The sequence below is a fragment of the Microbacterium sp. MYb45 genome (assembly GCF_002979655.1).
Classification (GTDB): Bacteria; Actinomycetota; Actinomycetes; order Actinomycetales; family Microbacteriaceae; genus Microbacterium.
On record NZ_PCPG01000001.1, the window covers coordinates 448467 to 470194 of the forward strand.

Genomic DNA, 21728 nt, shown 5'->3' on the forward strand with positions numbered 1-21728 from the left:
CATAAGCTTTGGCTATGAGTTTCGGAGGACCCCCGCCGCCGCAGCAGCCCTCGCCGTACATGCCGCCACCCCCGCGACAGCCGGCCTATGCCTCGCGTCTGGCCCAGCCGACACCGTACACACCGCCTGCTCCGGTCGCGCCGTCGCCGGCCGAGTCGCTGCCCGCGCTGCCGGTGCCGACGCGCAAGGGGCGCACGATCTCGCTCTGGCTCTTCGGTTTCCTGGGCTTCCTGCTGCTCGCCCTGGTCGGCTACTTCGGGTGGGCGCTCGGTGTCTTCGCCTCCGTCGTCGGTTTGGTGCTCGCCCTCATCCCGCTGACCGTGGTGTTCCTCGGCGTCCGGATGATCGACCGCTGGGAACCGGAGCCGAAGCGCCTGGTGTTCTTCGCGATCGCTTGGGGCGCACTGGCGGCTGCGGGGCTCACTCTGCTCGTCGACGTGGGGCTGACGATCCTGCTCGGCATCACCTCCGATGCCTTCACGGCGGTGGTGCAGGCGCCGATCGTCGAGGAGTTCTGGAAGGGACTCGGGGTCTTCCTCATCTTCCTGCTCGCCCGTCGCGCCTTCGACGGTCCGGTGGACGGTGTCGTGTACGGAGCACTCGTCGGCGCGGGGTTCGCCTTCACCGAGAACATCCAGTACTTCGCGGTCAGCCTGATCGAGGGTGGTGGCGAGCAGCTCACCGTCACCTTCGCCGTGCGCGCGATCCTGTCCCCGTTCGCACACGCCATGTTCACGGCGGTGACCGGCTTCGCGATCGGTCTGGTCGCGCGGCGACACGGATCGGCGAGCTCCGCGATCGGTGCGGGCCTGCTGGGAATGCTCGGAGCGGTCCTCCTGCACGCACTCTGGAACGGGTCCGCGACCTTCGCCGACTTCTTCGGACTGTACTTCACCCTGCAGGTGCCGCTCTTCGTGGGCTTCATCCTCGGAATCGTCGCTCTCCGTCGCGAAGAGGCGCGCCTCACTCGTGCGCGCCTCGCCGAGTACGCGAACGCGGGGTGGTTCACGCCCGAAGAGGTCACGATGCTCGCCACATCGAGCGGACGCAAGGCGGGTCTCAACTGGGCGCGAGGTCTTCGGGGTGACCGGCGTCCGATCATGCGCGAGTTCATCAAGGACGCGACCGCGCTGGCCGCGGTCCGTCAGCGGGCGATCACGGGGCGCGATCCGCTCGCCGTCGAGGACGAGCGTGCGCTGCTGATCCGTACCCGAGCCGCCAGGGCCGCACTGCTGGCGTATTGAGCCCGACATCGGGATACTCGTCGTGAGGAGGCGGTCGCGATGAGCACGTTCGTCCTGATCCACGGCGGGGGAGATGTCGGGTGGTCCTGGCATCTGGTCGCCGCAGAACTCGTGGCGCGCGGACACGAGGTCTTCGCCCCCGATCTCCCCGCCGGTGACGATTCCCTCACTCTCGAGGACTACGCGGACGCCGTGGTGGCAGAGGTGGGGGCACGACGCGATGTCGTCGTGCTCGGCCACTCGTTCGGAGCCTTCACGGCGCCTCTGGTCGCCGAGCGACTGTCGGCCGATCTCCTCGTGCTGGCCGCGGGGATGATCCCGGCGCCCGGTGAGCCGCCGGAGCGATGGTGGTCCGAGTCGGGCTATCTCGCCGCCGCCGAGGCCCAGGCGGCGATCGATGGCGGACTGACGGGTAACGAGGACCCCTACGTGAGTTTCTACAACGGCGTGCCGCGAGAGCTGGCGGATGAAGCACTGCGGCAGGAGCGCGCACATCCGTCCTCGGCGGCGATGGAGGTCCCGTGGCCGCTGAGGGTCTGGCCCGATGTGCCGACGCGGGTCATCGTGTTCGCGGACGATCGCTTCTTCCCGCCGCGCTTTCTCCGCGACCTCGCCCGAGAGCGTCTCGGGGTGGTCGCCGACGAGGTCCCCGGCGGACACTGCGCCATGCTCAGCAGGCCGACGGAGATCGCGGAGATGCTCGTCGGCTACCTCGATTGACGCCCGGAGACCCCGCGGTGGCAAGACTCAGCGCCCGGTGCTGCGGCGATGCCTGCGAGTCTCCCGGGCGCTGAGTTGATCTGTAATCAGGGTGCACCCGACCGTGGAGGGTGTCAAGAGGCTGTTGCCGCTGCTCCCGTCGAAGTGTTCGCTGTGAGCAGGTGCGATCGCGTTGACCCCTCCCGCGGGCTCGGGTTTGATGGAGGCATGACTGATCGCACAAAGCCTGAGTTCGATGCCCCCAGCGCCCCCGCTCCCGCGGAGCTCGTCATCCGCGACATCATCGAGGGTGACGGCGCAGAGGCGAAGCCCGGCGACACCGTGACCGTGCACTACGCCGGCGTCGAGTTCGACTCCGGCGAGGAGTTCGACTCGTCCTGGGGTCGCGGCGAGACCATCCAGTTCCCGCTGCGCGGCCTGATCCAGGGCTGGCAGGACGGCATCCCCGGCATGAAGGTCGGCGGACGCCGTGAGCTGATCATCCCGCCTCACCTGGCCTACGGCCCGGTCGGTGGCGGCCACTTCCTCTCCGGAAAGACGCTGATCTTCATCATCGATCTCGTCGCTGTCGGCTGAGCCCGACCCGTACGCCGAGACGCCCTTCCTCCTCGGAGGAGGGGCGTCTCTGTTGTATATCGGAAGAACATCCGCATTCAGGGGAATATATGCGAATGAATGTAAGTTGTCACAGGGGTCGCGGTGAACGCGGCCCCTGTCCGAAGCCGCATCAGCGGCCGATGTCTCCGAAGGAGAAACCATGACCAGCATCGACATTCCCGGCTACCGTCCCGGCACCTGGGTGCTCGACCCCTCGCACAGCGAGGTGACGTTCAGCGTCCGCCACATGATGATCTCCAAGGTGCGCGGCACCTTCGGCATCAAGAGCGCGACCTTGATCGCCCCCGAGAACCCGCTCGAGGCCAAGGTCGAGGCTTCTGTCGACGTCACCTCGGTCGACACGAACGACGAGGGTCGCGACGCCCACCTGCGCTCCGCCGACTTCTTCGACACCGAGAACTTCCCGACGATGGAGTTCGTGTCCACCGGCGCGCGCGTCAAGGGCGACGAGCTGTTCGTCGACGGTGACCTCACGATCCGCGGCGTCACCAAGCCGGTCAGCTTCGAGCTCGACTTCGGCGGATTCGGCACCGACCCGTACGGCAACTACAAGGCGGGCGCTTCTGCCAAGGCCGTGATCAACCGCGAGGACTTCGGTCTCACGTGGAACGCCGCACTCGAGACCGGTGGCGTGCTCGTGGGCAAGGACATCACGATCAGCCTCGACCTGCAGGGCGCGCTGCAGCAGGACTGACGCCGTCACGCAGTTCCTCGAACCCCGGGTCCGTCAGGGCTCGGGGTTCTCTGCGTCGTAGTCGTGAAATCGGCGGTTGCGGCGCGAGAGCATCGCGACGAGGGCGATCACCAGGACGCCGCCGAGCAGCGGCGGGAACCACAGGGTGGTCAGCGTGGCGAGAGTCCCGGCGTACAGGGCTCCGACGCGCGGGCCGCCGGCGACGACCACCACGAAGAGTCCCTGCAATCGACCGCGCATCGCGTCGGGAACCGCCGCCTGCATCATCGTGTTGCGGTAGATCGAGCTGACGTTGTCGGAGGCCCCGGAGAGCGCGAGTGCCACGCAGGCGGCGACGATCAGGCCGATGTTCGGGGCATCCTCGCCGGCGGGCGGAGAGAACGCCCCGATCAGCAGCACCAGGCCGAAGAGGAGGATCGAAGCGCCGTACGCTTCGACGGCCCGCGCGATGCCGCGGCCATGCCACCGATACTGGACGACGCGCCCGGAGAACAGGCTCGACGCGAAGGTTCCGACGGCGACGGCCGCCGTGAGGATTCCGGTCGTCACGGCGCCGCCGCCCAGGAGCACGGTGCCGAGGGCGGGGAAGAGGACGAGGGGTTGGCCGAACGTCATCGCGATGATGTCGATGATGTACTGCATCCGGATGTTGCCCGCCTTGCGCAGGAAGCGCCAGCCGTCGACGAGCGATTCCAGGCCGGGGCGCACGATCTCGCCCTCAGGGCGCAGTACCGGAAGCGTCCACAGGCCGAGGAACATCGACAGCATCAGTACGACGTCGATCGTGTAGGTCCAGCCGTAGCCGGTGAGGGCCACGAGCAGGCCCGCCAGCGCGGGGCCGGCCATGACGGTGAGCCCGAATGCGACGCCGTTGAGTGCGGATGCCGCCGCCAGCTGCTCGCGGGGGATGAGGCGCGGCACGATCGCCGTGCGCGTGGCCATGCCGACCGAGTTCGCGGCGGAGTTGATCATGCTGAGTGCATACAGCCACCAGATGGTCTCGGTGCCGGTCCACGTGAGCGCGGCGAGCAGTGCGGTCGAGGCGAACGTGATGGTCGCCGCGATCAGGGCCACCCTGCGCCGGTCGAATGCGTCCGCGAGCATCCCGCCGTACAGGCCGGCGAGGATCATCGGGATGAGTCCGGCGACCGCGATCATGGACACGGCGAATGTGCTCCCGGTCAGCACGAACACATGCAGCATCACGGTGACGATCGTCAACTGACCGCCGATGCCCGCGAGCGTCGATCCGATCCACATCCGCGCGAAGGCGGGACTGGTCTTCAGGGGGGTGAGGTCGATGAGGTGACCGCGTCGGCCGCTCACTCGTCGATCTTCTTCTGCACCGTTCGAGCCTAGTTGACGCCGGTCGAGCGGCCCCTCGCGGTTGTCACGCGAGGGTGTCCTCGGCTGGTAGACTCTTCAGGTTGCCGTTCGATCGGCCGCGGATAAAGAGAGCCCTCGCATCAGGCGTCGGGCGCCGCGCAACAAGCAGAGAGGGGATCGAATCTATGGCACTGGAAGCAGACGTCAAGAAGGCGATCATCGAAGAGTACGCGACGCACCCCGGTGACACCGGATCCCCCGAGGTGCAGGTCGCAATGCTGACGCAGCGCATCAAGGACCTCACCGAGCACCTCAAGGAGCACAAGCACGACCACCACTCGCGTCGTGGTCTGTTCCTGCTCGTCGGTCAGCGCCGTCGCCTGCTGGGTTACCTGCAGGACATCGACATCAACCGCTACCGGTCGCTCATCGAGCGTCTCGGCCTGCGTCGATAAAGCAAGGCGATCCTGCGTTCAATCGCGCAGAACATTCTTGAGAAGGCCGCCCCACGGTGTGGGGCGGCCTTCGTCATGCTCGGGGGAGTGCAGGCACCTCCGACGGTGCCTGCAGGTCGACCGGGCGGCAGCGGATCACGAACCCCACGACGAGGGCGAGCGCCGCGGCACACACGATCATGAACACGAGGCTCGCCGTCCAGCCGCCGGTGAGGTCGTGGAGGACGCCGACGAGGAGGCTCCCCGCGCCGGCGAACGCGTAGCCGACGCCCTGCGCGATAGCCGACAGCAGGCCCGCCGAGGCCTCGTCGGCGGCGAGCATCACGATGAGTGCGAGGGAGAGTCCGAACGTCGCGCTCTGCACGGCACCGAGCACGACCGTGATCGCGATGTACGACTCGTCGCCGGAAGCGAGCCAGACGAACGCCGCCAGCATCACGATGCCCAGGCCCGGACCGAACAACCGCAGAACGCGGCGACGTCGAGCGAGGATCGGCGCGACGAGCGTCGGCACGAGGCCCGCGACGCTGGTCAGCGCGAGCAGCCAGCCGGCGGTCTGCGCGTCCACACCGCGATCTCCGAGGATGCGGGGGAGCCACGAGGCCACCGCGAAGAAGAGCATCGCCTGGAGGCCGAACATCGCGGTGATCAGCGCGACGGTCGGTCGAGCCGACCGGGGCAGCGCCATCCGAGACGACGGCGGTGGGGGAGCTTCCGAGCGCAGCGCCACACCGACCATGGCGCCCGCGGCGATCAGAGCGGGCACGGCCCAGAGCCCGAGCGCCACCGCGGGCCCGCCGACCGCCGTGCTCAGCGGCACGGCGAGTCCCGCTCCGAGCGCGGCCCCCGCGCTGAACGACATGCTGCTCAGGCCGATCCAGAGACCTCCCGCCCGAAGGGACTTCAGGTACTGCGGAAGCAAGGTCCCCGCAGCCATGATCGACACCCCGGCGAGGAACGTTCCCGGGAGCATGCCCCCGGGAACGACGACCCGCAGTGCGAGCGACCCCGCGAGCGCCACCATGGTCCAGATCAGCGCCCTGGTCACACCGAGGCGGCGGGCGAGCAGCGGCCCGACCGGTGCACTGATGCCGAAGGCGATCACCGGCAGCGTCGCCAGGAGGTTCAGCTGCACCGGTGCGAGGTCGAACGCCGCCCTCGTCGGCTCGAGCAGGGCGGCGACCGAGGTGATCGCCGGGCGCAGGTTGAGCCCGATCAGCAGGGCTGCGCCGAGCCCGACGGCGCGATCGCGGAACTCGCTGCCTCGACGCTCAGAGCGCGAGGACACGAAGGCCGTCGGCGACCACGCGGCCGTCGTGGATGACGAGTCGGTCGGTTCCCCGGTCCATCACCGCGCTGGTGGGCGTCTCGCCATCGACCAGGACCAGGTCGGCCCGGTCTCCGACGGCCAGGCCGGGTCGGTCCTCGACCCCCGTGAGGCGCGGTGAGGTGGAGGACATGATGCTCGCCCCACCCATCGTCGCGACCGCGAGCGCCATCTCGATGTGGTCGTCGCGACGGAAACCGTTGGTGAAGGCCAACTGCCAGGTGCGGTCGAGCATGTCGGTGTTGCCATAGGGGCTCCAGTAGTCGCGCTGGCCGTCCTGACCGAGTCCGATCCGCACGCCCGCTTCGACGAGCTGCACCAGGGACAGGTGATTGCTGGTCGAGGGGGCCACCGTCGCCATCGAGATGTCCAGCTCGGCGAACTCCTCGATCAGACGACGGCTCGTGGCCTCGTTCACAGAACCGAGTTCGTAGGCGTGTGACATCGTGACTTTGCCCTGCATGCCGAGTGCGCGTGTGCGCTCCATCACGAGCTCGGTGCTGAACACACCGAGCGCTCCGGGCTCGTGCAGGTGGATGTCGACCTCGACCTGGTACTTCTCGGCGAGACCGAACACGATGTCGAGGTGCTTGGCGGGGTCGCGGTCGAGCTGCGACGGGTCGATGCCGCCGATCACGTCCGCTCCCTGCTTGAGAGACTCCTCCAAGTACGCGACCGTGCCCTCCTCGCGGAGGATGCCGGCCTGGGGGAAGGTCATGACCTGGACGTCGGCGTGCGCGGCGAACTTCTCCTTCGCCGCGATCACCGCGTCGAACTTCTCGAGCTTGCAGTCGACGTCGACCTGCGCGTAGGAGCGGACGCGGGTCGTGCCCCGCGCGATCATGCGTTCGAGGGTGCCGGCCACCCGCGTGGGAAGGTCGATCTCGGCGTTGCGCCAGTTCTCGCGATCGTTCATCATCATGCCCCAGACCCCGGGTGCACCGGTGTGCTCACGGAACGGCAGTCCGATCCGGGTCGAATCCAGGTGCACGTGGACATCGCTGAAGGAGGGCAGCAGAAGCCGCCCACGTCCGTCGACGTCATCACCGGACGCCGGCGTCGCCTCATGGGGGAGGATCCGGGTGATGCGACCGTCCTCGATCAGGACATCGGAGGCGGAGCCGCCCCAGGGGCGCACGTCACGAATCAGCATGGACTTTCCTTTCTTCGGGGGCGCCGAGCCGCGACGCGAGGTCGGCGGCTTCAGCCAGATGATGGCACGCGGCATCGCCGGTGGGAACCTGCTCCACGCACTGCCGACGCCGTTCCTCGTCGAGGAGCGGGAGCACGGGGCATCGCGTGCGGAACACGCAGCCGCTGGGCGGGTTCGACGGGTGGGGGAGGTCTCCGACGAGACGGATCCGTCGACTGCGGTCGGCGGTGGGATCGGGGCTCGGAACGGAGGACAGCAGCGACTGCGTGTACGGGTGCTGCGGGTCGCCGAACACGGCATCCCTGGTGCCGTGCTCCATGATGCGCCCGAGGTACATCACGGCGACCTCGTCGGCGAAGTGCTTGACGACGGACAGATCGTGCGCGATGAACACGTAGGAGATGCCGGTGTCGGCCTGGATGTCCTGCAGCAGGTTGATGACCTGCGCCTGCACCGAGACGTCGAGAGCCGACACCGGCTCGTCGCAGACCAGGATGTCGGGTTCCAACGCGAGTGCCCTGGCGATGCCGACGCGCTGCTTCTGTCCGCCCGAGAACTCGTGGGGGAACCGGTTGTAGTGCTCCGGCCGCAGCCCCACCCTGTCCATCAGAGCCGCGACCCGGTTCTTCATGCCCTCCTGGGGGGAGATTCCCTGGGCCTGCAGGGGAGCCGCGATCGCCGCGCCGACGCTCTGCCGCGGGTTCAGCGACGATGAAGGGTTCTGGAACACCATCTGCACGCGGCGCCGGAACTGCTGCAGGTCTGACCCGCGGAGCTGGGACACGTCGGCGCCGTCCAGCAGGATCCGCCCCGACGTGGGGGTGAGCAGACGCATCAGCAGACGTCCGGTGGTGGACTTGCCGCAGCCGGATTCGCCGACCAGCCCCAGCGTCGATCCGCGTTCGAGTGTGAAGGAGACCCCGTCCACCGCTTTCACCTGCGAGGACCCGCGCAGGAATCCCTTGCTGACGCTGAAATGCTTGGCGAGGTTCTCGACGCTCAGCAGCGGCTCGCTCATCGGGCTACCTCCTGCAGGTCGAGCGCGGATGTCTGGATGTCGACTTCCGCGAGGTGACAGCGTGCGCGGTGGTCCGAGCCGACGAGGGTGAGTCCGGGGCGCTCGGTGCGGCATCTGTCGTCCGGCACGAGGGCCGCGACGGGGCAGCGATCGGCGAAGAGACACCCCTGCGGGAGGTCGAGCAGCGACGGCGGGAAGCCGGGGATGGGCGTGAGGCGTCCGGCTTCGTCGACCATCGAGGGCATCGATGCGAGCAGGCCCCGGGCATAGGGGTGCGCGGTCCGGAAGAACAGGTCGTGCACGCCGGCCTCTTCCACGCACTGGCCGCCGTACATGACGACGACACGCTTGCAGACCTCGGCGACGACGCCCAGATCGTGCGTGACGAAGATCACGGCGGAACCGGTCTCCGCCTGGAGCGATCCGATCAGGTCGAGGATCTGCGCCTGCACCGTGACATCGAGCGCCGTGGTGGGCTCGTCGGCGATGAGCAGCTCCGGTTCGCAGATGAGGGCCATCGCGATCATCGCCCGCTGCCGCATACCGCCGGAGAACTCGTGCGGGTAAGAGTCGTACCGTGCGACCGGATCGGGGATGCCGACGCGGTTCAGCATCTCGATCGCCTGGGCCTTCGCGGCCTTCGCGCTCACCCTGTTGTGCACGCGATACGCCTCGGCGATCTGCCGGCCGACGGTGTAGAAGGGGTGCATCGCCGAGAGCGGATCCTGGAAGATCATCCCGATCTTGCGACCGCGGTATGGCCGCATCTCGCTCTCGCTGAGCGGTACCAGATCGGTGCCGTCGAAGAGCACTCGTCCGGTGACCTTCGCGCTGGTCCCTTTGAGGAGCCCCATCAGGGTCTGGCTGGTCACGGTCTTTCCCGAACCGGATTCGCCGACGATGCCGACGGTCTCTCCGCGCTGCACGACGAGGTCCATGCCGTTCACGGCGTGCACCAGACCGTCGTCGGTGGGGAAGGTCACCCGCAGATCGCGGATGTCGAGGATCGGCGTGGTCATCAGTTGACTCTCACTCTCGGGTCGACGCTCGCGTACACGAGGTCGACGATGACGTTCGCGGTGATGATGAAGAAGGCGGCGAGCATCGTGATCGCCATGGTGACCGGGAGGTCTCCCGAGGTGGCTGCCCGCACCGCCGTGAACCCGAGACCGGGCACCGAGAAGATCTGCTCGGTCAGGACGGCACCGCCGAGCAGGGCGCCGATGTCCAGGCCCAGCATCGTGATGATCGGAGTGATGCCGGCACGGACCCCGTGGGTCGTGATCCGTCCGGGGCTCAGACCCTTCGCCCGCGCGGTGCGCATGTAGTCCTCGCCGAAGGTCTCGATCATGTTGTTCCGCGTGATGCGGATGTACTGCGCGCTGAACAGGATGGCCAGCGCGACCCAGGGGAGCAGGTAGTTCGTGAACCACGCCCCGGGTCCGGCGGGGCCGAACGGGGACGAGATCTGATTGCTCGTGAACGGCAGCCAGTGCAGTGCGCTCACGAACACGAGCAGGAGCAGCAGCCCGGTGACGGGGACAGGGAGCGAGACGCCGACGGATGCGGCTCCGACGATGATCTTGTCCGTCGCCCTGCCCTTGCGGAGGGCTGCGAGCAGGCCGAGGCCGACGCCGATCACGGTCCACAGCACGACAGCACCGACGGCGATGGAGATCGTGTAGGGGAGCGCTCTGACGATGACGTCGGTGACGTTCTCGTTGGTCTGGAACGATTTGCCCAGGCAGGGCCAGGCGCAGACCTGCTCGGCGCCCGGGGCTCCGATGAGCCGTTCGCCGAAGAATCCACTGAGGTACGTGAAGTACTGCACCAGGAACGGCTTGTCCATGCCGAGGGCGACGCGCGCCTGGTCGATACGTTCAGGGGTGCACTCCTGGCCGCAGGCGGCTGCCGCAGGGTCTGCGGGGCCGATCTGGAACAGGGCGAACGTCACGAAGCTCACGACGAGCAGGAGGATGACCAGCGCGGTCACGCGGCGGATGATGAATCCGAACATTGCTGTCCCGTACGGGGCCGACCGATCGAGTGGTCGGCCCCGTCCTTTCCGGAGGTGTCGTGTCGGCCGTTACTGTTCGACGCCGATGGTGGACAGGTCGATGCTTCCGAAGAAGTACCCCACCTGGGCGTTGTGGATCTTCGAACCCACGACGCTGTTGGTGAAGGTGCGGATGAGCGGAACGAGCGGGTAGGACTCCATGGCCTCGTTGTAGAGCTCGGCCCAGCGCGTGTTCAGCTCTTCGGAGGTGCCGTTGGTGTTGCGCAGCTCGTACATGTCGCCGGAGAGCTTCTCGTCGTAGAAGCGCGAGATGTTGCTGAAACCGTATCTCGTTCCGTCGAGGCTCGGGCCGATGTTGGGGTCGACCGTGGTCCGGGTGGAGCCGGAGGCCGCACCGCCGCACCAGCCGGCGCGGGCGATGTCGGGCATCTCGTCGCTGGCGAGCACCGTGTAGTAGTTCGCGGCGGGGATCGGCACGAGCTGCAGGTCGATGCCGAGCTCGGTGAAGTTCTGCTGGAGCACGGTGCCGAGGTTCTTGTACCGGTCGATCGCGTTCGAGTAGCCGTAGGTGAGCGAGGCGGGGAGGTCCTTGCCCTCGAGCAGCTTCTTGGCGGCGTCGAGCTGCGGGGCGCCGTCGATGTCGAGGTCGGTGGTCTCGGCGACGTACCCGACCTGCGAGTCGTTCAGGTACGAGTTGGTGAGCTTGCCGAAGCGCGCACCGCCGTACTGCACCTGGATCGCCGCACGGTCCATCGCCAGGGCGAGCGCGTGGCGCACGTCGGGGTCGGTGATGGTCTCGGTGTTGAAGTTGAGCACATCGGTGCAGCCGAGCAATCCGGAGGCGGTGCGGTCGGCGACGGACGACTCGGTCAGGCGTGACGTGTCCGAGGCCTGGAGGGCTCCGTTCGAGTCGAGCGTGATCGCGGTCGGGTCGGCATCCGAGATCAGCTGCTGGCTGATGGTCGCCTGCGCGGTGGACAGCGAGAACGTGAACGTGTCCGGGAGGGCGGTGCGGTTCTCGTCGGTCGCGGGATCCCAGGAGGGGTTGCGCACGAGCTTCAGCTCCCGGCCGCGGTCGTAGCTGGAGACCATGTAGGGGCCCGAAGAGATCGGGTGGTTCGTGTAATCGAGCATCGTGTCCCTCGCCTGCGGGACCGGCGCCGTGTTCGAGCGCGACACGAGTGCGGCGAAGTCGGGGTTCGGCTGCTTCAGATGGAAGATCACGGTCTTGTCGTCGGGGGTCTCGACGGCTGTGAGATCGCCGCCGCCCGAGTACGGACCCTTGTAGTCATCGGCATCGAGAGCGGAGTTCAACTCCTGCGGTGCCTGGGTGAAGACGTCGCGCGCGAACGTGCGGGCGATGCCGTACTTCACATCGGCGGCGGTGATGGGCGTACCGTCCTCGTACTTCAGACCGTCTTTGAGGGTGTACGTCCAGGTGAGGCCGTCTTCCGAGGCGGTGCCGGTGTCGGTCGCGAGGTCGCCGACGATCGTGGGCGGCTCTCCGGCGGTCTCCTTCGCCATCGTCAGCGTGCGGTAGTAGAGCTGGCCGACGTTCGCGGTCTGCACATAGTTGCTGTTGCCCGGGTCGAGCGTCATGAAGTCGCTCGACATCAGGACGTTGACGTTGCCGCCGGCCTCGTCGAAGCCCGGCTGCACGATGTGCGCGGCATACGGGTCCTTCGAGCCGGTGGGGGCGGATTGCCCGTTCTGTGCGGTGACGCTGGTGCAACCGGTGACGACCAGGGCGATGGCCACGGTCGCAGCGGCGAGCAGGGGACTGCGGTGTCTCATGACGCGTTATCTTTCGGTGGGGGTCGGGTGTTCGGGGGAGGGAAGGTCAGCTGCGGGAGGCCTTGGGATCGAGCGCGTCGCGCACGGCGTCGCCGAGCAGGTTGAAGGCGAGCACGGTGATGATGAGCGCGGTGCCGGGCACGATGAGGAACCAGGGGTCGCTGAGGTACCAGTTGCCCGCCTGAGCGGCGTTGAGCATCTGCCCCCAGGACGGCGTCGGGTCCTTCACGCCGACGCCGAGGAAGGACAGTGCGGCTTCGGCGGAGATGTTCGCGGGGATCATCATGGTCGCGTAGACGAGGACGACCCCGAGCACGTTCGGGATGACCTGACGGAAGATGATGGTCCGGTGCGAGGCCCCGTAGGACTTCGCCGCCTCGATGTACTCCTGCTCGCGGATGCTGAGCACCTGGCCGCGCACGACTCTGGCCAGGTACGCCCAGCCGAAGAACCCGAGGATCAGCACGAGGGAGGCGATGGGGACGAAGCTGCCCTGGCCGAGGGGCGTGTCGCGCAGCCGGGATTGCAGGATCGGGGTGAGCGAGAGCACCAGGAGCAGGTGCGGGAAGGCGAGGAAGAGGTCGATGATGCGGCTGATGACCATGTCGACCTTGCCGCCGAAGTAGCCGGCCGCCGCCCCGAGCACGGTTCCGAGGACGACCGAGACCAGCGTCGAGAGCAGGGCGATCAGCAACGAGACCTGAGCCCCGTAGGCGATGCGGGCGAAGATGTCGCGTCCGAGTCCCGGTTCGACGCCGAGCCAGTGCTCCACGGACGGGTACATGTAGGCGGGGAGCGGCAGGCCGGGGGTGTTGAAGTTGTCGAGGACCTCAGGGCCGGTGTTCGTGGTGAACGGATCCTGCCCCTCGATCGCGACCAGCACGGGGGCGAGGAGGGCGAAGAGCACGATCGCCACGACGACCCCGAAGGAGACGAGGGCGATGGGGCTGCGGCGGATGCGCAGCCACGCCGTCCCGAGGAGCGAGCGTCCGGTCGCGATCTTCGGCGGCGCGGTGGGCAGCGCCTCCGTCTTCGGGGTCAGCGTCTGGGTGTCGGTCACGATCTTCCTTGATGGGCCGGGGAGCGGGTGCTCAGAATTGTATACCAGCGGGAACGAGGTTGGGATACCAAATTCCAGAGCGCTGTGATTTCTGCGTACTTACGGGGGAACATCTTGAAGAGCAGAAGCGCGTGAGATAGTTTTTGGATACCAAATCGCATCTCAGATCATCGGGGCTCTCATGCGCACACTTCTCACCGCCGACCACGTGCTGGTGTTCGACGGTACCTCCCACCGGGAACTCCGGCAGGGGGCCGTGGTCGTCGAGGACGACCTGATCGTCTTCGCCGGCCCGGCTGACCAGGCTCCCTCGGGCATCGACGAGCGCCTGGAACTCGGGGAGAGCCTGCTGATGCCCGGGCTCATCGACCTGGACGCGCTCACCGACATCGACCACTTGATCTTGGACGCTTGGGGTACTCGTGAGCAGGCGGCCCGACTGCAGTGGTCGGAGGACTACTTCGACCGTCGGCGGCATGTCTTCGACGAGGATGAGCGTGCACGGATCCGGGAGATCGCGCTGGTGCAGCTCGCGCTGCACGGCATCACCTCCTACATGCCGATCGCCTCGGAGGTGCATTCGGTCTGGGCCGAATCGGCGGGCGACCTTCACCGGATGGCGGCGTTCTCGCGCGCTCTCGGGCTGCGCGGATTCCTCGGTCCCTCCTACCGCTCGGGCGTGAACGTCGTGACGGCGTCGGGTGAACGCCGGGTGCGGTTCGCGCCGGAGGAGGGTGAGGTCGGGCTCGCCGACGCCATCCGGTTCCATGACGAGCTGGCCGCGCTCGGCGAGCCGCTGCTCACGCCCGTCTTCCTGCCCTGCCGCATCGAGACGCTGACTCCCGAGCTGCTCGCGGCGACGGGGGCGGCGGCGGTGGAGCGCGGAGCGATCGTCCGGCTGCACGCGCTGCAGGGGGAGGTCGAGCGCGAGCTCATCCTCGATGCCCACGGCTGCACTCCACTCGAGCTCATCGAGAGGACGGGCCTTCTGAACGATCGCCTCATCGTGCCGCACGGCGTGTTCCTCGACGTGAACACGCGGGTGCACGGGGAAGACCGCGGCGACCTCGCACGTCTGGTCGACGCGGGGGTGTCGATCGTGCACTGCCCGCTGACCAATGCCCGCTACGGCTCCGAACTCGAGACGTTCCAGCGTTATCGCGATGCCGGGGTGAACATCGCCCTCGGTACGGATTCGTTCCCGCCCGATCTCATCCGGGGCATCGACACCGGGGTGTCGGTCGCGAAGGTGCAGAACGGCAGTCTCGCTGCCGGTGACCTCGCCGGATACGTCGACGCGGCGACGCTCGGCGGGGCGAAGGCGCTCCATCGCCCGGACCTCGGCAAGATCGCCGTCGGTGCCCAGGCCGATCTGACGGCGTTCCGGCTGGACGACGTGCGGATGGGCGCCGTCGACGACCCGCTGCGCACACTCGTGCTGAACGGCACGGCGCGCGATGCGTGCCTGACGATGGTCGCCGGCCGGGTCGTCATGCGTGACGGGAAGATCGACGGAATCGACCTCGACGCGATCCGCGACGATACGCAGATACTCTTCGGGCAGATGCGGAACGCCTACACTGGGCGCGACCATCGGAGCGGAACGACCGACGAACTCTTCCCTCCGGTCTTCCCCCGTCATGCCTGATGCCCCGAGAGGTTCCGCGATGAGTTCCGACAGCCTGATCACCGACGGATCCGCCCTCGCCGAGCGGGTCTATCGCGGTGTGCTGCGCCGGATCATCGTCGGAGAGCTCACCCCGGGGTCCTGGCTGAAGGAGCGGGATCTGTCGGAGCGGTTCGAGGTGTCCCGTGTGCCCGTCCGGCAGGCGCTCCAGCGGCTGGAGACAGACGGGTTCGTCGTCACGACACGCAACAAGGGGGCGAGTGTCACGCCGGTGACGAGGGCCGACGTCGAGGAGCTGTACGACGCGCGGCTGTGCATCGAGCCCTATGCGACGCGGCATGCGGCGCAACGTGTCCACTCGGGAGCGGCGAGTGCGGATCGGTTGCGCGAACTCCTCGAGCGTGCGCTCGCGCCGGGGGACACGGCCGAGCTGGGGGAGTCCAACCTCGGGTTCCACCTCGAGATCGTCCGTCTCTCCGGCAATCGCATCCTCGAACGCAGTCTGCGGCCCATGCTCGGCCGGATGCAGTGGATCTTCGGCATCACGCACGCCACACGGGAGCAGGAGCACGCGGTGGAGCACCAGCAACTGCTCGACGCCATCGTCGCCGGGCGCGGCGAGGTGGCGGCGGCGCAGGCCTATGCGCACATCGATCAGGGGCGCGAACCCATCATCGAAGCCCTCGCGCAGGCACTCGACTGGTGACGACGGGTTGACCCCTCCCTCGCTTTCCGATAGGAAAGTAGTGAACTTTCCGGATGGAAAGTCAGGGAGGTCCATCGTGGGGCAGAAGTCCTTCCCTGTCAGGACGCGCTCGTCCCGCCGGATGCCGATCTCGCGCAGCAGTATCTGGCTGCCGCTGACGCGGTGGCGGGGCGCCGCGACCGCGCGATCGACCGACGCGCGCTCGCCTGGCTCCAGATCCTCAATGCGGCGGTCACTGCGGCATACCTCGTCGCATTCGCGCTCGTCCTCCGGAACGACGACGTGATCGCCTCGCAGGCGATCCTGTTCACCTTCCTGGTGTGGGGGCAGCTCGCGAGCGGCATGGCTCAGCGCAACGGGATGCAGTGGCGCATGACTCGCTCGCGGTGGCCGGTCATCCTGGGTGGAGGGGTGCTGCTGGCCGCTGCCCTCGTGGTGTTCGGACTCGTGGCGTTGGACACCGCGCTCCCCGCCGGTACGGTGCTGATCCCCGCCGGTATGGTCCTGCTGGGCATCGGCGGCCACGGGGCGGTGCAGCTCCTTCGCGCGTCACGGGACCCGCGTCGTCCGCGTCCTGCTCGGGTCCCGCTACCGGCGCCCCTGCGGTGGGGAACCGTGCTTGTCGGTATCACTGTAGGCGTACTCACCATGCTGGCGGGATCCCCCGACGATGTCCTCCGGAGCGTGATCTCGTTGCTGGTGATGATGACGCTCCTCGCGTGGATCGTGGCCTTCAACACCCCGCTGGGGCTCCCGGCCATCGGAGCCGCCTGGCGTTGGCCGCATGTGGCGATGTTCTTCGTCGCGGCGTGCGTCCCCGTCGGGCTCACTCTCGCGGGCGAGTCCTTCGGGAACCGGGGGCTCGCGGGTGTTCTCGGAGGTGTCGTCGTGATCCTGCTCTTCGCCCTCGTGTCCTTCGTCCCCGGCCGGGCGAGCCGTGGCTGAGCCGGCCTCCAGGCCTCACCCACGCACCCAGCTGGATGATAATTTCGCCTCGCCCATCCGGTTCTCCCTCATGGCGGCGCTGGGGGATGGGATGGAACTCGACTTCGCGACGCTTCGGGATGTCCTCCAGTGCGGTGACTCACCCCTGAGCAAGGCCATCACGCACCTGCAGGCTGCCGACTACGTGTTCGCGCGCAAGGCGAACGTCGGTGGCCGCTCGCGCACGTGGGTGCGTTCGACCAAGACGGGGCGCGACGCCTTCGCCGCACACCTCCAGGCGCTACGTGAGATCGTCGCCCTCGGAGGTGGGCAGGCCCTGTGAGCGTGGGCTCAGGCGGTGGCATCCACGAGGTCCGCGTGGTGGATCGCCGCGACGTCGGGGTGGGCGCGCAGGCGTGACTTGAGGGCGTTCTCGCCGTAGAGCGCGTGGATCGGGTTGCTCGGGTCCTTCGTGACGCCGTTCGCCTCGGCCGCCAGCTCGGGCGGAAGCTCGATCAGCGGGAGGCGCTTGTCGAGGGCGGGGTTGAAGAAGAACGGGATCGAGATCCGGTCGTTCGGGGCCTTCGGTGACACGACCCGGTGGTTCGTCGCCTTGAGGTAGCCGCCGGTGGCGTACTCGAGCAGCTCGCCGATGTTCACGACGAAGGCACCGGGCACCGGGGGAGCGTCGACCCAGGCTCCGTCGCGCTCGACCTGCAGGCCGCCCTTGCCCGGTTCGACCCAGAGGAGCGTGAGGACGCCCGAGTCCTTGTGCGCGCCGACGCCCTGCTGGGGCTCGGGCTCGTGTGTTCCCGGGTAGCGGACGATCTTGATCAGTGTCGAGGGCTCACCGAAGTGATCGTCGAAGTAGGTCTCGTCGGCTCCGAGCGTCTGCGCCCATTCCCGCAGCAACCGCCGGGCGACGTCGGACAGCGTCTCGTGCCATTCGGTGACGATCTCCTGCAGTTCCGGCTGCGCCGCCGGCCACAGATTCGGGCCGATGAGGCGGTTGAACGCGGGGCCGCCGTCCACGGGTTCGCGCTCGGGCCCGATGTCGATCTGCTCGCGCCAGTCCACCTGACCCTGGGTGCGCTCTCCGCCGATGCGGGTATAGCCGCGGAAGTGCGGGCTGTTCACGTTCTCGATCGCGAGCTTGTCCTCCTCCGGGAGGGCGAAGAAGTCGAGGGCAGCACGGTGCAGCCGTGCTTCCAGCTCGGGGGAGATGCCCGTGCCCGTGAGATAGAAGAAGCCGACGTCGTGCGTCGCCGCCCGGAGATCGTCGCGGAAACGAGCCGCAGCGTCCGGGCCTTCGTCGAGCTGGGACAGGTCGAGGATCGGGAGCGAGAGTTCAGCCATGGACCGAGGGTATGTCGGCTTTCCGAGCGGGAGGGCCACTGTTGCGCCGCGTTACCGCCGGGGCCTCGTCTGCCGGTGGCGACAGTGTTCCGGCAAGACTCCGCTGCAATGCTAGAGTCTCGTAGGTAAGGGATGCCTTACCTCAGTCGTCGCAACAGAAATCGTCTCCGTGCTCGCCACTTTTCTCATCGGCCTCCGTGAAGGCCTGGAAGCCGCGCTCGTCGTCGGCATCCTCGTCGCCTACCTCCGCCGCCTCGGCCGGAAGGACGCCCTGCCGAAGATGTGGGCGGGCGTCGGCCTCGCGATCGCCCTCGCACTCGGTATCGGCGCAGTGCTCACCTTCGGCGCCTACGAGCTCACTTTCAAGGCGCAGGAGCTGATCGGCGGCGGGCTCTCGCTGCTCGCCGTCGCGATGGTCACGTGGATGATCTTCTGGATGCAGCGTGCCGGACGCACCATGAAGGCGACGCTCGAGGGCGGCCTCGATCGCGCGCTCACGGTCGGCGGCCTCTGGGCGCTCGTCGCAATCGGCTTCGTGTCCGTCGCGCGGGAGGGCATCGAGACGACACTCCTTCTGTGGTCGATGGTGCAGGCGTTCGGCGATGCGCCGTCCGCTCTGCTCGGCGCTCTGCTCGGACTCGCCGCCGCCGTGATCATCGGCTGGCTCATCTCCCGCGGAGCCGTGAAGCTCGATCTCCGCCGCTTCTTCGCGTGGACCGGCGGCTTCCTGGTCATCGTCGCCGCCGGCGTGCTCGCCTATGCGCTGATGGATCTGCAGGAGGCGGGCGCCCTGCCGGGCCCGTTCACGGCCGCGGCGCCGCTCGATCCCACGACCGGGGCGGTCGCGATCGGGTGGGCGGCTTTCCCGTTCGGTTGGGCGTTCGATGTGTCGTCGGCCATCGCCCCGAGCGGTCCGCTGGCCGCGGTGCTGCAGGCCACGGTCGGCTTCATGCCCGCGATGACCTGGTTGCAGGTCTCCGCCTGGACTCTCTACATCCTCATCGTCGGTTCGCTGTACGTCCGCGGTCTCCGCTCGCGCCGTACGCCGAAGCCTCGCGCTTCGGCCGAACCCGAATCCGACACGACCTCTCTCTCACCACAAGGAGCAGCATGACCACCTCTCACCGTGTCCTGGGGGCATTGGCCGCCGCGGGCGCCGTAGCACTCGTCCTGAGCGGTTGCGTCGCGAAGAGCGACGTCGCCGCCGACGCCGCCTTCGACGTCTCGTCGACCGCCGGCGACTGCGCCGTGTCGGCGGCCACCGCGAAGAGCGGGACGCTGACCTTCGACGTCAAGAACGACACGGACCAGGTCTCGGAGTTCTATCTGCTGGCCGAGGACGGTCTGCGCATCGTCGGCGAGGTCGAGAACATCGCGCCGGCAGCGTCCCGCACTCTGACGGTCGTCGCACAGCCCGGCGACTACTTCACGCTGTGCAAGCCCGGGATGCTCGGCGACGGCGTCGGCAAGGCGGCCTTCACCGTCACCGGCGATCGCGTCGCGGTCGACGGGCCCGATGCCGAGCAGAAGCAGCAGGCGGTCGATCTCTACGCCGCGTTCGTCAAGGACCAGGTCGGTCAGCTCGTCCCGGCCGTCGAGGAGTTCGTCGCAGCCTACGAGTCGGGCGACGACGAGACCGCCCGCGCGCAGTTCCCGCTGACCCGCGCGTTCTACGAGCGCATCGAGCCGGTCGCCGAGGCGCTCGGGGATCTCGACCCGCGCATCGACTATCGCGAGGTCGACGCCGTTGCTGAGGGCCTGGATTGGACGGGCTTCCACCGTATCGAGAAGGACCTGTGGGTGCCGGCGGAGGACGCGCTGAACGCCGACGGCGAGACCCCGGCCTGGCAGGACTGGACTCCGTCGACGCCGGCAGAGCGGGCCGACTTCGGCGACCTGCTGCTCGCCGACGTGCAGGAGCTCTACGATTACGTGCACTCCGACGACTTCACGACGGCTCTCGACGATCAGGGCATCGGAGGCATCTCGAACGGCTCCATCGCGCTGCTCGACGAGGTCGCCACCGGAAAGATCTCGGGCGAGGAGGACTGGTGGTCGGGCACGGACCTCTACGACTTCGCGGCGAACGTCGAAGGCTCGAAGATGGCGTTCTCCCTCGTGCAGGACTTCGCTGCGGCTCAGGGCGACGACGGTGAGGCCCTCGTCGACGAGATCGAGGGCGGCTACGCAACCCTCGAGGAGTCCCTCGCCGCCCACGGTTCGCTGTCCGACGGCTTCGTCGCCTACGCACAGCTGACCGAGGACGACAAGCGCGAGTTCACCGACCTGATCAACGCGCTGGCCGAGCCGCTCTCGCAGCTCACCAGCACCGTCCTCGACTGATCAGCGTCGAGCGGAATCGAACGGATACCATCACGGACGTGAACGAACCAGAAGCGGGGGCCTCGCCCGACACCTCATCGACGGGTGACGTCTCCGCTCCGGGCGGGCTGAGCAGACGCGGACTCCTCGGCCTCGCCATCGGCGGTGGCGTGGCAGGGCTTGCGGTCGGCGCCGGCGCGGGCCTCGCCGGGGGTGTGGCGCTGGGACGTGCGCGCGCAGCGGAGGACGCGCATTCCGCCTACGAGTTCTTCGGTGCGCACCAGGCGGGCATCACCACACCGGTGCAGGATCATCTGCACTTCGCGAGCTTCGACATGATGCCACGCAGCGACCGCGATGACCTGATCTCCCTTTTGCAGGACTGGTCATACGCCGCGTCCCGCATGTCGCAGGGGCTGGAGGTCAGCGCGAGCGGAGCGGTCGGCGGACCGGCGGAGGCACCGCCGGATGACACCGGCGAGGCATTGGGGCTCCCCGCGGCCGGTCTCACGATCACCTTCGGGTTCGGACCCGGCCTCTTCGAGAACGAAGACGGCGACCGCTACGGCATCGCCGCGCAGCGCCCGGCCGGCCTCGAACGCCTCCCGGCGTTCCTCGGCGACGATCTCGACCCGCAGGCGTCCCACGGAGATCTCTGCATCCAGGCCTGCGCCGATGACCCGCAGGTCGCGGTGCACGCGATCCGCAACCTCAGCCGCATCGCCTTCGGCCGCGCCCGCCTGCGCTGGTCGCAGCTGGGATTCGGCAAGACGTCGCGCACGACCGCCGCGCAGGCGACGCCCCGGAACCTCTTCGGCTTCAAGGACGGCACCGCCAACATCCTCGCCGACGACACCGAGGCGCTCGCGGACCACGTCTGGGTGTCCGAGCAGGACGAGCCCGCCTGGCTCGCCGGAGGCTCGTACCTCGTCGCGCGCAAGATCGCGATGCTGATCGAGACGTGGGACCGTGTGCGGTTGTCGGAGCAGGATGCGATCATCGGCCGGGACAAGGGGGAGGGCGCGCCCCTCTCGGGAGGGGACGAGTTCACGGCGCCCGACTTCCATGGCAAGGCCATCGACGCCAACAGCCACGTGAGCCTGGCGCATCCCGAGCAGAACGACGGTGTGCGGATCCTGCGTCGCGGCTATAACTACGTCGACGGCAACAACGAGCTCGGACGCCTCGACGCCGGACTCTTCTTCCTGTCGTATCAGCGTGACCCCGCGCAGTTCATCTCGCTGCAGCGGCGGCTGTCGACCGACCTGATGAACGAATACATCCGCCACGTCGGCTCGGGGATCTGGGCCGTGCCGAGGGGTGCGACCCCGGGGTCCTACGTGGGCGCGCAGCTGTTCGCCTGAGCG

The 21728-nt window shown here is 68.1% G+C and carries 21 protein-coding genes; 12 read left to right on the forward strand and 9 right to left on the reverse strand.

Annotated elements, in window-relative coordinates:
• The first annotated feature begins 14 nt into the window (after positions 1-14).
• The 4 genes from CQ034_RS02095 to CQ034_RS02110 all read left to right on the forward strand — a co-directional run bounded on the left by CQ034_RS02095 (position 15) and on the right by CQ034_RS02110 (position 3276).
• Positions 15-1244, forward strand: a complete 1230-nt coding sequence (locus CQ034_RS02095; RefSeq protein ID WP_308737136.1) for a PrsW family intramembrane metalloprotease — start codon at positions 15-17, stop codon at positions 1242-1244.
• 39 nt (positions 1245-1283) lie between these two features.
• Positions 1284-1964: an alpha/beta fold hydrolase gene (locus CQ034_RS02100; protein ID WP_105709767.1), complete on the forward strand. Its 681-nt coding sequence runs from the start codon at positions 1284-1286 to the stop codon at positions 1962-1964.
• Positions 1965-2171: 207 nt separating this feature from the next.
• Positions 2172-2540 (forward strand): FKBP-type peptidyl-prolyl cis-trans isomerase, encoded by a 369-nt coding sequence (locus tag CQ034_RS02105; protein ID WP_029263650.1) that lies wholly within the window; start codon positions 2172-2174, stop codon positions 2538-2540.
• Between the two features lie 181 nt (positions 2541-2721).
• Positions 2722-3276, forward strand: a complete 555-nt coding sequence (locus CQ034_RS02110; protein WP_105709768.1) for a YceI family protein — start codon at positions 2722-2724, stop codon at positions 3274-3276.
• Positions 3277-3309: 33 nt separating this feature from the next.
• Here the strand turns inward: CQ034_RS02110 and CQ034_RS02115 are convergent, their stop codons facing one another.
• Complete coding sequence (locus CQ034_RS02115; protein ID WP_105709769.1) at positions 3310-4602, reverse strand: MFS transporter; 1293 nt, start codon at positions 4600-4602, stop codon at positions 3310-3312.
• Between the two features lie 185 nt (positions 4603-4787).
• On the opposite strand from CQ034_RS02115, the gene rpsO reads away from it, so the two are divergent.
• On the forward strand, positions 4788-5057 hold the full coding sequence (gene rpsO / locus CQ034_RS02120) for a 30S ribosomal protein S15 (protein WP_005048780.1): 270 nt from the start codon (positions 4788-4790) through the stop codon (positions 5055-5057).
• Between the two features lie 73 nt (positions 5058-5130).
• On the opposite strand, the gene CQ034_RS02125 is transcribed toward rpsO, so the two are convergent.
• The 7 genes from CQ034_RS02125 to CQ034_RS02155 form a co-directional block, all read right to left on the reverse strand.
• Positions 5131-6345, reverse strand: coding sequence for an MFS transporter (locus CQ034_RS02125; RefSeq protein WP_105709770.1), 1215 nt, complete (start codon positions 6343-6345; stop codon positions 5131-5133).
• On the reverse strand, positions 6329-7537 hold the full coding sequence (locus tag CQ034_RS02130; protein ID WP_105709771.1) for an amidohydrolase: 1209 nt from the start codon (positions 7535-7537) through the stop codon (positions 6329-6331). Before CQ034_RS02130 ends, CQ034_RS02125 begins: the two co-directional genes overlap by 17 nt.
• Positions 7524-8555: an ABC transporter ATP-binding protein gene (locus CQ034_RS02135; protein ID WP_105709772.1), complete on the reverse strand. Its 1032-nt coding sequence runs from the start codon at positions 8553-8555 to the stop codon at positions 7524-7526. The genes CQ034_RS02130 and CQ034_RS02135 overlap by 14 nt, the downstream gene beginning before the upstream one ends.
• Positions 8552-9574: an ABC transporter ATP-binding protein gene (locus CQ034_RS02140; RefSeq protein WP_105709773.1), complete on the reverse strand. Its 1023-nt coding sequence runs from the start codon at positions 9572-9574 to the stop codon at positions 8552-8554. The genes CQ034_RS02135 and CQ034_RS02140 overlap by 4 nt, the downstream gene beginning before the upstream one ends.
• Entirely contained in the window at positions 9574-10572 is a 999-nt protein-coding gene (locus tag CQ034_RS02145; RefSeq protein WP_105709774.1) for an ABC transporter permease, read from the reverse strand. Before CQ034_RS02145 ends, CQ034_RS02140 begins: the two co-directional genes overlap by 1 nt.
• A 69-nt stretch (positions 10573-10641) precedes the next feature.
• A complete protein-coding gene (locus tag CQ034_RS02150; RefSeq protein ID WP_105709775.1) occupies positions 10642-12366 on the reverse strand; it encodes an ABC transporter substrate-binding protein in 1725 nt (574 codons plus the stop codon).
• Between the two features lie 46 nt (positions 12367-12412).
• Entirely contained in the window at positions 12413-13426 is a 1014-nt protein-coding gene (locus CQ034_RS02155) for an ABC transporter permease (protein WP_231481743.1), read from the reverse strand.
• A gap of 181 nt (positions 13427-13607) precedes the next feature.
• On the opposite strand from CQ034_RS02155, the gene CQ034_RS02160 reads away from it, so the two are divergent.
• The 4 genes from CQ034_RS02160 to CQ034_RS02175 all read left to right on the forward strand — a co-directional run bounded on the left by CQ034_RS02160 (position 13608) and on the right by CQ034_RS02175 (position 17026).
• Positions 13608-15074 (forward strand): chlorohydrolase family protein, encoded by a 1467-nt coding sequence (locus CQ034_RS02160; RefSeq protein WP_105709776.1) that lies wholly within the window; start codon positions 13608-13610, stop codon positions 15072-15074.
• Positions 15075-15093: 19 nt separating this feature from the next.
• Entirely contained in the window at positions 15094-15759 is a 666-nt protein-coding gene (locus CQ034_RS02165; RefSeq protein ID WP_029263639.1) for a GntR family transcriptional regulator, read from the forward strand.
• A gap of 162 nt (positions 15760-15921) precedes the next feature.
• The gene (locus CQ034_RS02170; protein WP_181156188.1) at positions 15922-16704 is read left to right on the forward strand and encodes a hypothetical protein; all 783 of its coding nucleotides are present in this window, start codon (positions 15922-15924) and stop codon (positions 16702-16704) included.
• Positions 16697-17026: a transcriptional regulator gene (locus CQ034_RS02175; protein WP_029263637.1), complete on the forward strand. Its 330-nt coding sequence runs from the start codon at positions 16697-16699 to the stop codon at positions 17024-17026. The genes CQ034_RS02170 and CQ034_RS02175 overlap by 8 nt, the downstream gene beginning before the upstream one ends.
• An 8-nt stretch (positions 17027-17034) precedes the next feature.
• Here the strand turns inward: CQ034_RS02175 and CQ034_RS02180 are convergent, their stop codons facing one another.
• Positions 17035-18039, reverse strand: a complete 1005-nt coding sequence (locus CQ034_RS02180) for an isopenicillin N synthase family oxygenase (protein ID WP_105709777.1) — start codon at positions 18037-18039, stop codon at positions 17035-17037.
• Positions 18040-18208: 169 nt separating this feature from the next.
• Here CQ034_RS02180 and efeU point away from each other — a divergent pair, with 169 nt between their 5' ends.
• From efeU to efeB, 3 genes are read left to right on the forward strand one after another with little or no spacing between them, the layout of a single operon-like run.
• A complete protein-coding gene (efeU, locus tag CQ034_RS02185; protein WP_029263635.1) occupies positions 18209-19153 on the forward strand; it encodes an iron uptake transporter permease EfeU in 945 nt (314 codons plus the stop codon).
• Positions 19150-20382: an iron uptake system protein EfeO gene (gene efeO, locus CQ034_RS02190; RefSeq protein ID WP_105709778.1), complete on the forward strand. Its 1233-nt coding sequence runs from the start codon at positions 19150-19152 to the stop codon at positions 20380-20382. Before efeU ends, efeO begins: the two co-directional genes overlap by 4 nt.
• A gap of 38 nt (positions 20383-20420) precedes the next feature.
• Positions 20421-21725: an iron uptake transporter deferrochelatase/peroxidase subunit gene (gene efeB / locus CQ034_RS02195; RefSeq protein WP_374956804.1), complete on the forward strand. Its 1305-nt coding sequence runs from the start codon at positions 20421-20423 to the stop codon at positions 21723-21725.
• The last annotated feature ends 3 nt before the right edge of the window (positions 21726-21728 follow it).

Excerpts from the sequence above, each read along its gene's own strand:
- CQ034_RS02095 (WP_308737136.1), top strand. The coding sequence starts at position 15 with ATGAGTTTCGGAGGACCCCCGCCGCCGCAGCAGCCCTCGCCGTACATG.
- CQ034_RS02100 (WP_105709767.1), top strand. The coding sequence starts at position 1,284 with ATGAGCACGTTCGTCCTGATCCACGGCGGGGGAGATGTCGGGTGGTCC.
- CQ034_RS02105 (WP_029263650.1), top strand. The coding sequence starts at position 2,172 with ATGACTGATCGCACAAAGCCTGAGTTCGATGCCCCCAGCGCCCCCGCT.
- CQ034_RS02110 (WP_105709768.1), top strand. The coding sequence starts at position 2,722 with ATGACCAGCATCGACATTCCCGGCTACCGTCCCGGCACCTGGGTGCTC.
- rpsO (WP_005048780.1), top strand. The coding sequence starts at position 4,788 with ATGGCACTGGAAGCAGACGTCAAGAAGGCGATCATCGAAGAGTACGCG.
- CQ034_RS02130 (WP_105709771.1), bottom strand. The coding sequence starts at position 7,537 with ATGCTGATTCGTGACGTGCGCCCCTGGGGCGGCTCCGCCTCCGATGTC.
- CQ034_RS02135 (WP_105709772.1), bottom strand. The coding sequence starts at position 8,555 with ATGAGCGAGCCGCTGCTGAGCGTCGAGAACCTCGCCAAGCATTTCAGC.
- CQ034_RS02140 (WP_105709773.1), bottom strand. The coding sequence starts at position 9,574 with ATGACCACGCCGATCCTCGACATCCGCGATCTGCGGGTGACCTTCCCC.
- CQ034_RS02145 (WP_105709774.1), bottom strand. The coding sequence starts at position 10,572 with ATGTTCGGATTCATCATCCGCCGCGTGACCGCGCTGGTCATCCTCCTG.
- CQ034_RS02150 (WP_105709775.1), bottom strand. The coding sequence starts at position 12,366 with ATGAGACACCGCAGTCCCCTGCTCGCCGCTGCGACCGTGGCCATCGCC.
- CQ034_RS02160 (WP_105709776.1), top strand. The coding sequence starts at position 13,608 with ATGCGCACACTTCTCACCGCCGACCACGTGCTGGTGTTCGACGGTACC.
- CQ034_RS02165 (WP_029263639.1), top strand. The coding sequence starts at position 15,094 with ATGAGTTCCGACAGCCTGATCACCGACGGATCCGCCCTCGCCGAGCGG.
- CQ034_RS02180 (WP_105709777.1), bottom strand. The coding sequence starts at position 18,039 with ATGGCTGAACTCTCGCTCCCGATCCTCGACCTGTCCCAGCTCGACGAA.
- efeO (WP_105709778.1), top strand. The coding sequence starts at position 19,150 with ATGACCACCTCTCACCGTGTCCTGGGGGCATTGGCCGCCGCGGGCGCC.